This window comes from Parasphingorhabdus sp., from assembly GCF_036964565.1.
Taxonomy (GTDB): Bacteria; Pseudomonadota; Alphaproteobacteria; order Sphingomonadales; family Sphingomonadaceae; genus Parasphingorhabdus.
This window is the reverse complement of sequence record NZ_JBALTN010000014.1, coordinates 23,203-36,851: the sequence shown is the minus strand read 5'-3', so window position 1 is coordinate 36,851 and position 13,649 is coordinate 23,203. Positions and strand designations below refer to the sequence as shown.

12 protein-coding genes are annotated in these 13,649 nt (G+C 62.3%); 3 read left to right on the top strand and 9 right to left on the bottom strand.

Annotation, left to right across the window (positions count from 1 at the left end):
• Positions 1-70: 70 nt before the first annotated feature.
• The 9 genes from V7650_RS16410 to V7650_RS16370 form a co-directional block, all read right to left on the bottom strand.
• The gene (locus V7650_RS16410) at positions 71-1,372 is read right to left on the bottom strand and encodes a hypothetical protein (RefSeq protein WP_335657291.1); all 1,302 of its coding nucleotides are present in this window, start codon (positions 1,370-1,372) and stop codon (positions 71-73) included.
• Between the two features lie 17 nt (positions 1,373-1,389).
• Complete coding sequence (locus tag V7650_RS16405) at positions 1,390-2,952, bottom strand: peptide chain release factor 3 (RefSeq protein ID WP_335657290.1); 1,563 nt, start codon at positions 2,950-2,952, stop codon at positions 1,390-1,392.
• Positions 2,953-3,121: 169 nt separating this feature from the next.
• Positions 3,122-5,506 (bottom strand): phenylalanine--tRNA ligase subunit beta, encoded by a 2,385-nt coding sequence (gene pheT, locus V7650_RS16400; protein WP_335657289.1) that lies wholly within the window; start codon positions 5,504-5,506, stop codon positions 3,122-3,124.
• Positions 5,503-6,618 carry a phenylalanine--tRNA ligase subunit alpha gene (gene pheS, locus V7650_RS16395; protein WP_335657288.1) on the bottom strand — a complete coding sequence of 372 codons (1,116 nt, stop codon included), beginning with the start codon at positions 6,616-6,618 and terminating at the stop codon, positions 5,503-5,505. The genes pheT and pheS overlap by 4 nt, the downstream gene beginning before the upstream one ends.
• A 109-nt stretch (positions 6,619-6,727) precedes the next feature.
• The gene (gene rplT / locus V7650_RS16390; RefSeq protein ID WP_335657287.1) at positions 6,728-7,090 is read right to left on the bottom strand and encodes a 50S ribosomal protein L20; all 363 of its coding nucleotides are present in this window, start codon (positions 7,088-7,090) and stop codon (positions 6,728-6,730) included.
• Between the two features lie 39 nt (positions 7,091-7,129).
• Positions 7,130-7,333, bottom strand: a complete 204-nt coding sequence (gene rpmI, locus V7650_RS16385) for a 50S ribosomal protein L35 (protein ID WP_066741203.1) — start codon at positions 7,331-7,333, stop codon at positions 7,130-7,132.
• Between the two features lie 128 nt (positions 7,334-7,461).
• Positions 7,462-8,241 (bottom strand): histidinol-phosphatase, encoded by a 780-nt coding sequence (gene hisN / locus V7650_RS16380; protein WP_335657286.1) that lies wholly within the window; start codon positions 8,239-8,241, stop codon positions 7,462-7,464.
• Positions 8,238-8,645, bottom strand: coding sequence for a hypothetical protein (locus V7650_RS16375; protein WP_335657285.1), 408 nt, complete (start codon positions 8,643-8,645; stop codon positions 8,238-8,240). The genes hisN and V7650_RS16375 overlap by 4 nt, the downstream gene beginning before the upstream one ends.
• A 33-nt stretch (positions 8,646-8,678) precedes the next feature.
• On the bottom strand, positions 8,679-9,614 hold the full coding sequence (locus tag V7650_RS16370) for a ribose-phosphate pyrophosphokinase (RefSeq protein ID WP_335657284.1): 936 nt from the start codon (positions 9,612-9,614) through the stop codon (positions 8,679-8,681).
• 152 nt (positions 9,615-9,766) lie between these two features.
• Between V7650_RS16370 and V7650_RS16365 the strand changes: the two genes are divergently transcribed.
• The 3 genes from V7650_RS16365 (at position 9,767) to V7650_RS16355 (ending at position 13,567) form a co-directional block, all read left to right on the top strand.
• Positions 9,767-11,422: an NAD+ synthase gene (locus V7650_RS16365; protein WP_335657283.1), complete on the top strand. Its 1,656-nt coding sequence runs from the start codon at positions 9,767-9,769 to the stop codon at positions 11,420-11,422.
• Positions 11,419-12,756 carry a glutamate--tRNA ligase gene (gene gltX / locus V7650_RS16360; protein ID WP_335657282.1) on the top strand — a complete coding sequence of 446 codons (1,338 nt, stop codon included), beginning with the start codon at positions 11,419-11,421 and terminating at the stop codon, positions 12,754-12,756. Before V7650_RS16365 ends, gltX begins: the two co-directional genes overlap by 4 nt.
• A gap of 148 nt (positions 12,757-12,904) precedes the next feature.
• Complete coding sequence (locus V7650_RS16355) at positions 12,905-13,567, top strand: energy transducer TonB (RefSeq protein ID WP_335657281.1); 663 nt, start codon at positions 12,905-12,907, stop codon at positions 13,565-13,567.
• Positions 13,568-13,649 lie beyond the last annotated feature (82 nt).

Below are 13,649 nucleotides of genomic sequence, written 5' to 3'. Positions count from 1 at the left end.
AGTGCGGAGCACAACCGTCATTGCGAGCAAAGCGAAGCAATCCAGGGCGACAATCGCGCCTGACGGAAATTTATCCCCGCTGCACCTCTTCCAGCCCCCAGGCCGCCACGATCGCCAACCCGCTCATCGCCGCCATGATCGCCAGCACGACTGCGCCGCCAAACCAGCTGGCGACCAGGCTGAACAGCCCGCCGGCGAGCAACAGCAGCCCGATCACCGTGTTCGACAGCGCGGTATCGGCGGCGCGGCTATCCTGATCGGCCATGTCGACCAGATGCGTCGACCGGCCCAGCCGCACGCCCTGATAGGCGATCATCAGCCCGAACAGCAGCACCGGCATGATATAGCCCCCCGCCAGCGCGCCGGCGAAGGCGAGCCAGCTGGTCGCGGTCAATATGCCTGCAGCGACCAGCGCGGAGAAGACCAGCACCTTGCGGCTCGACCGGTCCGACAGGCGGCCCCAGACAAAGCTGCTCAGCAGGCTGGCGAGCGCCGAGGCAAGCACCAGAAAGCCGAGCCGGTCATAGCCTTCGCCGGCTTCGCTGCCGACCGCGATCATGAACGGCGGGGCCAGCGCGGTGGCGGTCAGCAGGCCGCGGGTCAGGATGAACCGGGCGAGCTGCGGATCGTCGCGCAGATAGGCAAGATTGGCCAGCGCCTCCTTCAGCGCGTTCTTCCCGCCTTCGGTGGCTCCCGCCTTTTCCTTCAGCGTGGCGAACAGCGCGGCGCTGGCGACCCAGGCCGCACCGGCCAGAAACAGGCCGCCGGTGACCAGCAGCATCCGGTCGAGCAGCTCGAAGGACAGCGCCAGCGCATAGCCGATGACGGTGACCGCCGCGATCGATCCGGCCAGCCCGGTGGCGGTGCCGCGCCGCGACCGGTCGACGGTCTTGCCGAGCACATCCTTGTAGCAGACCGAACAGACGCTGCGCGCCAGCGCCAGGATCGCCAGCGCGACGATGATCGCCCAGCCGGCTCCCACACCGGTCAGGCCGATCGCGACCAGCCCGATCGCGGCCGCAGCGATGCCCTGCACCGCGGACCCCGCAGCCCAGGCCCATTTTCGGCGCGGCAGCCGCCGCAGCGCCCCCGCGGTCAGCAGCTGCGGCAGCAAGGCACCCGCCTCGCGGACCGGCACCAGCAGCCCGATCAGCGCCACCGGCGCGCCCAGCGAGGTCATCAGCCAGCTCAGCACCAGCTTCGGATCGACCAGCCCGTCGGCGCTCTTGGTCAGCGCCAGCGCGCCGACATGCTTGAAGAAATTGCCCGGCTCCTGCTGGCAGGCGCTCTCCGGAATATCCGCGCACACCCGCCCCTCGTCATCGATGATGATCGCCTGAAACGCCTTGTCGGTGGTGGAGCGGCTCGCCATGGCCGGAATTTAGGGGATTAGCGCTCGCGTGTCGTGCTGAACTTTAGGTCAGGATTGCGCTCTTCCTGATAACCGACATCCCAGGCCGACTTGGCGAGGAACACCAGATTGTCGTCGCGGTCGCGGGCCAGCGAACTCTGGTTGATATTGGCAAAGGCGTTTAGCGTCGCGTCTTCACCGCTGATCCAGCGTGCGGTTTCGAACGGCGCCTGTTCCAGATAGGCGTCGACCTTATATTCCGCCTCCAGCCGCGATACCAATACCTCGAGCTGCAGCTGCCCGACCACACCGATGATCCAGTTGGCGCCGAGCTCGGGATAGAAGACCTGGACCACGCCCTCTTCCGACAGGTCATCCAGCGCCTTGCGCAGCTGCTTGGTCTTGGTCGGATCGCGCAGGATCACCCGGCGCAGGATTTCCGGGGCAAAATTGGGCAGGCCGGTGATCCGGACCTGGTTCTTCTCGGACAATGTGTCGCCCACGCGCAGCGTGCCGTGATTGGGGATGCCGATGATATCGCCCGGTTCCGCCGTGTCGGCAATTTCGCGGTCCTGCGCGAAGAACAGGATCGGCGAGTGGATCGCGATCGGCTTGCCGAGGCCCGAAGGTGTCAGCTTCATCCCCCGCTTGAACTCGCCCGAACACAATCGCATGAAGGCAATCCGGTCGCGGTGCTGCGGGTCCATATTCGCCTGGATCTTGAAAATGAATCCGGTGACATCGTCGCTTTCCGGATCAATCGGCGCCGGTTCGGCCGGTTGCGGGCGGGGGCTGGGGGCATAGTCGGCAATCGCGTCGATCAGCTCCTCCACCCCGAACTGCTTGAGCGCGGAGCCGAAATAGACCGGGGTCAGGTCACCGTTCTGATAGGCCTCGAGATCAAAGCCGCTATAGCCGCCCTGCGCCAACTCGCCTTCGCTGGTCAGCCGCTCCAGCGCGGCTGCGCTCAGAGCTTCGGCCAGCTTCGGATCATCGAGACCCGCAAATTGCTGGGTCACGCCGTCATATTGCTTGCTGCTGCCGGTCGGCTGGTGCAGCTGGTTGCGCTGCAGGTCATAGACGCCCTCGAACTGCCCGCCCATGCCGGTCGGCCAACTCATCGGGCAGACGTCCAGCGCCAGCTTGTCGGCGACCTCGTCGAGCAGCTCGAACGGATCGCGGCCTTCGCGGTCGACCTTGTTGACGAAAGTGATGATCGGCACGCTGCGCATCCGGCAGACCTCGAACAGCTTCAGCGTCTGCGCCTCGATCCCGCTCGCGGCGTCGATCACCATGATCGCGCTGTCGACCGCGGTCAGCGTGCGATAGGTGTCCTCGGAAAAATCCTCATGGCCCGGCGTGTCGAGCAGGTTGAAGACAATGCCATTGCGCTCGAAGGTCATGACGCTTGAGGTCACCGAAATCCCGCGCTGCTGCTCGATCTTCATCCAGTCCGACCGCGCCCGCCGGTTATCACCCCGCGCCTTGACCTCGCCCGCCAGATGGATCGCGCCGCCTTTCAGCAGCAGCTTCTCGGTCAGCGTCGTCTTGCCCGCATCGGGGTGGGAGATGATCGCGAATGTGCGGCGTGGTTTGCTCATTTTTCTTCACTTTTCTTTCCCGCGCAGCGGGAGTTGTAGTCCAAATTTGTCACGCGAAGCCGCGAAGACACGAAGAGTTTCTGATAACCGCTAATTCTTTGCGCCTTCGCGGCTTCGCGTGAAACCAAAAGAATTCGGGTGCAGCTAAAGCTGCAATCATTTGCTAAGACTAGCCCCTCAATTGCGCACCCAATTTGCCGGCACTGGCAACGACCTTGTCCGAAAGCGCCTTCAGATCGTCTTCGGTCAGGGTAGCGTCCGTCGGCTGCAGCGTCACTTCCACCGCCAGCGACTTCTTCCCCTCACCGACGCTCGGCCCCTCGAACAGATCGAAAATCCGCGCATCGGTGATCAGCTTCTTGTCCGCGCCCTTGACCGCGCGCACCAGATCATCCGCGGGCAGGGCGGCGTCGACGATGAAGGCAAAGTCTCGGGTCACCGCCTGTAGCGCCGGCGGCGCAAAGGCGTCGCGCATATGGCCCGCTTTCTTCTTCAGCGGAATCGCTTCGAGGAAAATCTCCGCGCCGACCGCTGCGCCCTTCAGGCCCAGCGCCTTGGTGACCGAGGGGTGTAGCGCGCCATAAGCGGCCAAAATCTTCTTCGGGCCAAGCCGCAGCGTGCCGGACTGGCCGGGGTGATAGGCATTGCCGTGCCCAGAATCATCAAAGCCGAAATCCATCAGCTTGTCGACAGGCGCACCGGCCGCCTCGAGGATCGCCAGCACCTCCGCCTTGGCGTCATAGGCGTCGAACCTGCTCGCCGCGCCGCCCTGCCAGCTGCGCGCCGACTTCTCGCCGGTCAGCACCAGACCGATGGTCGGATGTTCGCTGCTTTCGAGATAGCGGCGGCCGACCTCGAAGAGCCGGATCGACGCTGCGCCGCGCGCGCTGTTGCGCCTGGCAGCGGCAATCAGCCCGGGCAGCAGGCTTGGCCGCATCACCTTCAGATCCTCGCTGATCGGATTGGCCAGCGCCCATGTGCCGCCGCCGACCGGCGCGGCTTCCTTTTCGGAAATGAAGCTCCAGTTGACCACCTCGTTCAGCCCGCGCGCCGCGGCAGCGCGTCGCGCCTTGCGCTCGGCCAGCTGTTCCGGCGAGGCGGTAGGCGTGGCGACACCGGGTTTGCGGGGCAGCGGGGTCGACGGAATCGTGTCGAGACCTTCGATGCGGATGATTTCCTCGACAATATCCTGCCAGCCCTGCACATCGCGGCGCCAGGTCGGAATGGTGATGGTCCAGTCATCGGCAATGGTGAAACCCAGCGCCCTGAGGATCGTCTGCTGCCGATCAGCAGCGACATCAATCCCGCCGAGCGCGAGGCATTGCGCCGGATCATAGGCGACGGTGCGCGGCTCGGCAGGCGGCGTTCCGGCGCGGGTGATGGCGCTGGCGGTGCCGCCGCACAGGTCGAGGACGAGCGCGGTCGCGATTTCGATGCCATCGTCGAGGAAGGCCGGATCAACGCCGCGTTCGAACCGCTGCCGCGCGTCGCTGGTCAGCATCAGCTTCTGGCCGGTCCTGGCTATATTCTCGGGGGTAAAATAGGCGCATTCGATCAGCACCTCGGTCGTGTCCTGGTCCGAACCGGTGTTCGCACCACCCATGATGCCGCCAATATCATGGGCGCCATTGTCATCGGCAATCACGGTCATGCTCTCGTCGAGCGTGTATTCATTGTCGTTGAGCGCGAGCACGGTCTCGCCCGGCTTCGCCTTGCGGGCAACCAGACCGCCAGCGAGCTTGTGGACATCATAGACATGCAGGGGCCGCCCGTGATCGAGCATCACATAGTTGGTGATATCGACCAATGTGTTGATCGGCTTCTGACCGGCCGATTTCAGCCGCGCCTGCATCCAGGCCGGCGATACGCCATTGCTCACGCCTTTGACCGTGCAAGCGTGGAAAGCGGGGCAGCCGTCGGCATCGTCGGTGCGGACATCCGGGCCACTGCCGGTGCGGGCGATGGTGGCGATGTCCAATGGCTTCAATATGCCAAGACCCGCCGCCGCGAGATCGCGCGCAATTCCGCGGACGCCCATGCAGTCCTGGCGGTTGGGGGTGATCGAGACATCGAACACCGGATCGTCGAGCCCGGCATAGTCGGCGTAGCTGGTGCCAACTTTAGCGGCAGCATTTTCTGGCAGTTCGATGATTCCGTCATGGTCGTCGCCCAGCTCCAGCTCGCGGTAGCTGCACATCATGCCGAAACTCTCTACATCCCGGATTTTCGCGGGTTTCAGCGTGAAATCGCTGCCCGGAATATAGGTTCCCGGAGGTCCGAAAACGCCGATCATCCCGGCCTTCGCGTTCGGCGCCCCGCACACCACCTGCCACGGTTCCGCGGCACCATCATCAACTTTAAGCAATTGCAACTTGTCGGCATTCGGATGCGGCGCCGCTTCGAGGACTTTGGCCACGCGGAACGGGCGCAACGCATCTGCCGGATTTTCGATTCCCTCGATTTCCAGGCCAATGCTGGTCAGTTTCTCGGCGATCTCGGTGGCGCTTGCATCGGTTTCGAGATGCGCTTTCAGCCAGGACAGGGAAAATTTCATGCGCCCACTCCTCCGCTCAGCGTCGGAACATCCAGCGCGTTGAAACCGTAGTGATCGGCCCAGCGCAGATCGCCGTCGAAGAAGGCGCGCAGGTCGTCCATGCCATATTTCAGCATCGCCAGCCGGTCGATCCCGCAGCCAAAGGCAAAGCCCTGCCAGACATCCGGATCCAGCCCGCAATTGCGGATGACATTGGGATGGACCATGCCGGAACCCAGTAGCTCCATCCAGCCGCCATTGGGCCCATGCGGATCACCGCCGATGATTCGCCGACCATTTTCAACCGAAAAACCCAGATCGACTTCCGCCGATGGCTCGGTGAACGGAAAATAGCTCGGGCGCAGGCGCAGCTCAATATCATCACGCTCGAAATAGGCGCCGAGGAACGTCTCCAGCGTCCATTTGAGATGGCCCATATGAATGCCTTTGTCGATCACCAGGCCCTCGACCTGGTGGAACATCGGCGTATGGGTGGCATCACTGTCCGAGCGATAGGTGCGGCCTGGAGCGATAATGTAGATCGGTTCGCCAGCACCCTCAGTCTGCCTGGCAACATCCATCATGGTGCGGATCTGCACGGGGGACGTGTGGGTGCGCAGCAGTTTCGGCATGCCGATGTCATCGGTCTGCGGAAAATAGAATGTGTCGTGCATCGCCCGCGCCGGATGGGTGTCCGGAATGTTGAGCGCGGTGAAATTGTGCCAGTCGTCCTCGATCTCGGGTCCGGTGGCTACGGAAAAGCCGAGATCGGCGAATATTTCAGCCAGTTCGTCCATCACTTGCGACACCGGATGGATGCTGCCCTTCGGCGCCGAAGGTGCAGGCAAAGTCAGGTCGAGTTTTTCGGTCGCGAGCTTGGCGTCCAGAGCCGCCGTTTCCATCGCATCCTTGCGGTTGGTGAGCGCATCTGCAACCGCCTGCCGCGCGCCGTTGATTTTCGGACCCTGTTCCTGGCGCTCTTCCGGTGTCATCTGGCCAAGGGTTTTGAGCAGTAGCGAGATTTCGCCCTTCTTGCCCAGCGTGGCCAAGCGGATCTCCTCCAGCGCGTCACCGTCGGATGCAGCGTCAATCTGCTCCAGATATCTGTCCCTGATCGCGTCGATGTCGCTCATGATAATGTCCCGTTTGATCTCGGTGCCGGTCTAGCAAGCCCTGTGAAAAACCCAATAAAAAAGCGCCGCGAGATTGCTCCCCGGCGCTTTCTTGAATGTCTGAAAATGCTTAGGCTTTCGCCAGGGCATCCTGCGCCTGTTTGATGATGCCGCTAAACACAGCGGGTTCATTCATCGCCAGGTCGGCCATCACTTTACGGTCCAGCTCAATCCCGGCCAGCTTGGTGCCGTGGATGAAGACGCCATAGGTCAAGCCTTCGGCGCGTACCGCAGCATTGATACGCTGGATCCAGAGCGCGCGGAAAGCCCGCTTCTTGACCTTGCGGTCGCGATAGGCATATTGACCGGCTTTTTCGACGGCCTGCCGCGCGATGCGGATGGTGTTCTTGCGACGGCCATAATAGCCCTTCGCCTGAACCAATAATCTCTTATGTTTTGTACGAGTGGTCGTACCCCGTTTTACACGTGCCATATTCTATATCCTGTAAGTTAGAGAGTCGCTGCGGCGGGCTTAGCCCAGGCCGTATGGCGCCCATTTCTTGACTGTCCGAGCATCCGCATCACACAATTTCTTGGTGCCGCGGTTCTGGCGGATATATTTGCTGTTATGGCTCATCAAACGGTGGCGCTTGCCGGCTACGCCGTGCTTGACCTTACCGGTTGCGGTGATCTTGAAGCGTTTCTTCACACCACTTTTGGTCTTCAACTTGGGCATTTTGGTCTCCTCTAGATGGTACCTTTACGGACACATGTGGCAGCCCAACACTGGCCAGTGCGTCACATCGGAACGGCGGCTTTAGCGGGATTCGCCGGAATTGCAAGGATTATTGCGGTACGATGCCGTCAATGATGGCAGGCAATCGCCTCCAGCACATCGTCGACCCGCGCCTGGTCACCGATCGCCAGCACATGGCCATCGGATTCGGCGTGCAGCGGCTCGCCGTTCCAGTCGCACATCATCCCGCCGGCGCCGTCAACAATCGGGGCGAGGGCGGCGAAATCATGCAGCTTCAGGCCCGCTTCGCAGACCACATCGACATGGCCGCTGGCGACCAGGCCGTAATTGTAGCAGTCGCCGCCATAGATGATCTTGCGCGGCGCGACCTTGCCGGCCAGACCCATGAAATGGTCGGCATCATGTTCGTCAAACTGGTGCGGCGTGGTCGTGGCAAGGACGGCATCCTTCAACTCGCGGCAGCGCGCCGATTTTGCCGGCTGACCGTTAAAGGTTGTCGGGCGACCCACCACGCCAATCCAGCGCTCCCTGCCAATCGGCTGGTCTATGATACCGATCAGCGGAAAGCCGTCCTGCATCAGCGCGATCAGGGTGCCGAAGATCGGCCGCCCGGCGATGAAGCTGGTGGTGCCGTCGATCGGATCGAGCACCCATTGCCGGGACGCGCCTTCGTTGCGTGGGCCATATTCCTCGCCGATGATGCCGTCATCGGGGCGCTCGGCTTCGATGATGGCACGCATCGCCGCCTCCGCCGCGCGGTCGGCCTCGGTCACGGGGCTGGCATCGCCCTTGGCTTCCTGTTCGAATTTTGCCCGGTAGAATGGGCGGATGGCTTCGCCGGCGGCGTCGGCGAGTTTCTGCGCGAGATCGATGTCCTTGGGAGTCATAGCGGGTCGGTTTTCCTTGTGGCGGGTCGCCAGGCCCAGAGATAGAGGATCAGGCCGGTGATGATGAACAGGGCGCAGCCGGACAGGACCCAGGCATTGGCATACCAATATTCGCCCCAGGAAAATTCCCCGGCCATGATTTTCTTCCAGCCGTTGAAATGCTGCATGCCGGCGACGATCGCTCCCAATATCGCCAGGATGGAGGCAATCCACCGGTTCAGCCAGTGCATCGGGTTGACCATCAGCAGCAAGCCAAGCAGCCCGATGACCGTCCTTTGCAAGCGGCAGTAGGGACAGACATAGACCCAGTCCGCCCACTCCGTGATCCAGGCGAACAGGGAGATGGCGATCGCCAGCAGAGCGATGTGCATGCGATATTTCAGCAGAAGCTCAAAACTGGGCATTGCCGTCTCCGGTTGGAGGACATTTCGTCGTGACTAGTCGAACAGGCTGCTCACCGAGCTTTCATCCGCGATGCGTTTGATCGCTTCGCCCAGCAATGGTGCGATTGGAAGGATCCGGATCCTTTCCGAATTCAGCGCCGATTGCGGAGCCTTGATCGTGTCGGTGATGATCAATTTGCGCAGCGACGAATTGTTGACCCGTTCCACCGCCTTGCCCGACAGCACGCCGTGGGTGATATAGGCGGCGACATCGGTTGCGCCGGCCGCGATCAGGGCATCGGCGGCATTGCACAAAGTACCGGCGCTGTCGGCAATGTCGTCGATCATGACGCAGAAGCGGCCCTCGACATCACCGATGATATTCATCACCTCCGAGACGCCGGCGCGTTCGCGGCGCTTGTCGACGATCGCCAGCGGCGCGTTGTCCAGCCGCTTCGCCAGCGCCCGGGCGCGGACCACGCCGCCGACATCGGGCGATACGACCATGATATCCTTGTCGCCGTGGCGCGATTTGATATCTTCGCTGATCACCGGCGCACCATAGAGATTGTCGGTCGGAATATCGAAAAACCCCTGGATCTGGCCAGCGTGGAGATCGACGGTCAATACCCGGTCGGCACCCGCTTCGGTAATCAGATTGGCGACCAGCTTGGCCGAGATAGGTGTGCGCGGGCCGGGCTTGCGGTCCTGACGGGCATAGCCGAAATAGGGAATGACGGCGGTGATGCGCTTGGCCGACGCGCGGCGCAGCGCGTCAATGCTGATCAGCAATTCCATCAGATTGTCATTTACGGGGTGACTGGTCGACTGGACGACAAACACATCCTCGCCGCGCACATTTTCGTGGATCTCGATGAAAATCTCGTCATCGGCAAAGCGCTTGACGCTGGCGTCGGTCAGCGAGATGCCGAGATAGTCTGCGATTGCCGTGGCGAGCGGCAGGTTGCTGTTGCCGGACATGAGTTTCATATTGCGTTCCCCGATACAGTAGTCCGCAAGACTCGCCAGCGGCACCCCATGACAATTTCGTGACCCTGTTAGACAGGTGGCTGCCAAATCAAAAGACCGTATTTGCGTTAATTTCGATTGCCCCTCCCATTGCGGCTTTCTATCAGAGCGCCATGACCGACCGCTTGACCATCACCATGGCGCAACTGACGCAAAGCGTCGGCGATCTGCGCGGCAATGCCGATGCAATGATTGCAGCCCATGGCGGCTCTCCGGACAGCGACCTGATCGTTTTTCCCGAATTGCAGCTAATTGGATATCCGCCGGAGGATCTGGTGCTGAAGCCGGCCGTTTGGGAGCGGGCGGAAGCGGAACTGAACCGGCTGGCGGCGGCAACCGCCGGGCCGGGGCCGGCGATGCTGGTCGGATCGATTTTTCGCGAGGATGGAAAGCTCTATAACGGCGTCGCGCTGCTTGAGGGCGGGCATGTCAGGGCCACCCGCTACAAGGTGGAATTGCCTAACTACGGCACCTTTGACGAAAAGCGATTGTTTGCGTCCGGCCCCTTGTCCGACCCGATCGATTTCAAGGGCTGCAAGATCGGCCTGCCAATATGCGAGGATGTCTGGTTGCCGGCGGTGTGCGAACATCTAAAATCGCGGGGCACGGATCTGTTTATCTCGGTCCACGGCAGCCCCTATGAAGTGGAAAAGGACGACAAGCGTCTCGGTCAGGTCGCGACGCGCCGGGTCGAGGAAACCGGGATTCCCATGCTGTTCCTGAACCGGGTTGGCGGCCAGGACGAGATTGTCTTTGATGGCGCCAGTTTCGTGCTCAACGGCGACGCGGCCCTGATGCACCAGCTGCCCGACTGGGACGAGACAATAGTCGACACCCACTGGACGCGCGCCGACGGCCGGTGGACCTGTGCGCCCGGCGACATTCATCAGCTCGATGATCATCCTGCCGATATCTACAATGCGATGATCGTTGGTCTGCGCGACTATGTAAACCGCAACCGGTTCCCCGGTGTGATCCTCGGCCTGTCGGGCGGCATCGACAGCGCGCTTTCTGCGGCCGTTGCGGTGGACGCGCTGGGTGCGGACCGGGTATGGAACGTGATGATGCCATCGCGCTTCACCTCGCAGGACAGCCTGGATGACGCCGAGGGCTGCGCCGAAATGCTGGGCACGCGGCTGGACACGATCCCGATCAATCCGGCGGTCGAGGGTTTCGACGCGATGCTGGAGGACAGTTTTGCCGACCGCACTGTCGATATCACCGAAGAAAATATCCAGTCGCGGATTCGCGGGGTCACGCTGATGGCGCTGTCGAACAAGTTCGGGCACATGCTGCTGACCACCGGCAACAAGAGCGAGATGAGCGTCGGCTATGCCACCATTTATGGCGATATGGCGGGGGGCTATTCGGTGCTCAAGGACGCCTATAAGCTGACCGTGTTCAAGCTTTCCAGATGGCGCAACAGCAACAAGCCTAGTCTCGGTCTTGGCCCCGATGGACCGGTGATGCCGGAACGGGTGATCAGCAAGCCGCCCAGTGCGGAGCTGCGCGACGACCAGAAGGACAGCGACAGCCTGCCCGATTATGAAATCCTGGACCCGTTGCTGCATGGCCTGATCGAGGAGGAACTGTCGGTCAATGACCTGGTGGGCCGGGGATTTGACCGGGAAACGGTGGTGCGGATCGAGCGGTTGCTCTATATTGCCGAGTACAAGCGGCGTCAGGCGCCGCCCGGGGTCAAGCTGGGCACCCGCAATTTTGGCCGTGACCGGCGCTATCCGATCACCAATGCATTCAGGACCGTATGACCATCAGAACCCGCTTCGCTCCGTCCCCGACGGGCCATCTTCATGTCGGCAATATCCGCACCGCGCTGCACAACTGGATGTTCGCCCGCAAAGAGGGCGGCACATTCCTTTTGCGGCTTGATGATACGGATGCCGAGCGCTCGAAAGAGGAATATGTCGAGGCAATCCGTGCGGATCTGGCGTGGTTGGGGCTGGCCGCGGACGACGAACAAAGACAGTCGGTGCGCTTCGCCCGCTACGAGGAAGAATTCGGCAAGCTGAAAGCCGCGGGGCGGGCCTATCCAGCTTATGAGACCGCCCAGGAACTGGACCTGAAGCGCAAGATCCAGCTTGGCCGCGGCAAGCCCCCGATTTACGACCGCGCGGCACTCGATCTGACCGATGCCCAGCAAGCCGACCTGGAAGCGCAGGGGCGCAAGCCGCATTGGCGCTTCAAGCTCGATCACGACAGTCCGATCACCTGGGCCGACCGCATTCGCGGCGAGCAGCATTTCGATCCGGCGCTGCTGTCCGACCCCGTCATTCGGCGGGAAGACGGCAGCTGGCTCTATATGCTGCCTTCGGCCATCGATGATGTCGACATGGGAATCACCCATGTGGTGCGCGGCGAGGACCATGTCGCCAACACGGCGGTGCAGATCCAGATGTTCCACGCGCTGGGTGCGGAGCCCCCGGCGTTCGCGCATGAAGCCCTGCTGGTCGGTACCGAGGGCAAGCTTTCCAAGCGGCTGGGATCGCTGGGGGTCAGCGCCTTTCGCGAGAAACATATCGAGCCGCAGGCGATCATCGCTCTGCTGGCGCGGATCGGGACGAGCGACCCGGTCGAGCCGATCGCCGATGTGGACATGCTGGTCGCGACCTTCGATTTTGCCCGTTTTGGCCGCGCGCCGGCACGGTTCGACGAAGAGGAGCTGGCGCAGCTCAACCAGAAGATCGTGCATCTGCTCGACTATCCGGCGGTGAAAGACCGGCTGCCCGAGGCGATGGATGCGGCGGCGTGGGCGGTGATCCGGCCGAACCTGCACGACATGGGCGATGTCGATCAATGGTGGCAGGTGGTGACGGGTCCGGTTTCCGCGCCCGAAATGCCGCCCGAAGACAAGGCATTCCTGTCGGACGCCCATGCAGAATTGGAGGGATTGGAGGCTTCCGATGCGCTCTGGAAAACCCTGACCGAGGCGCTCAAGGAGGCGACCGGACGGAAGGGAAAGCCGCTGTTCATGCCGCTGCGACAGGCGCTGACCGGCCTAGACCACGGTCCGGACATGAACGCCTTGCTGCCCCTGATCGGCAAGCAGGCTGCCCTCGCAAGACTGGCCCAGGCCGCCGCCTGACAGCCGCTGCCGGGCGGGCGAGGGGGCGTGAACAGATTGTTTGCAACGCTTGATGTAATGGTATAACATTACAATCGGCGAGAGGCCAGATAGCCAAACGGGCACGGGCCCCTCCGCCATTGTCGAGGATGGTTGAGAGGATATGATCATGAGCTATGTTTCAGTCTACGAAAACAACACGCCCCGCTCAAAGGGCCTGCTGCTGGCCGGCGGGGTTCACGCGGTCATCATTGCCGCAGTGATCGCGATGCCGGGAATAGAGGTGCCGGACCGGTTCAACGGGCCGTTTACCGCCATTCCGATAGCGAAGCCCCAGCCGCCCGAGCCGGTGATCGAGGACAAGGAGCCCGAAACCAAGCCGGCCGGCGAGAAGCTGCAAAAGCTGCCGCAGCGTCCTGCGGTGGATATTGGCACCAATTCCGGCGTCCCGGAGAGCAATTACGCTGAATTCAGCATCGGCGCGGGGTCGTCGGGAACGGACGGGTTCATCCCGATCGAACCGATCAGGATCACGCCGGACCCGGTGATCGTCGATGCCCGGCTGAACAATCGCTATGCCGCGCAGTTCCAGCCCGCCTATCCGACCGGCCAGTTGCGCCGCGAAGCCGAGGGCGTGGTCAGTGTCCGGGTACTGGTCGGAAGCGATGGCCGGGTCAAGCAGATCGAACTGATCGATTCGCCGCACGAGGATTTCTGGCTGGCAACCCGCAAGCAGGCGCTGCGCAGCTGGCGGTTCGAACCGGCAACCAGGGACGGAACGCCGGTGGAAAGCTGGCTGACGCTGAAAGTCCGCTTTGAAATCAACAGCTGACCGGTGATCCGGGTGACCCGCCGGGTGTTTCCCGCGCAAATTTGCGGGAAGGGCTGGTCATCCGGACGCGGCCGCACTATTT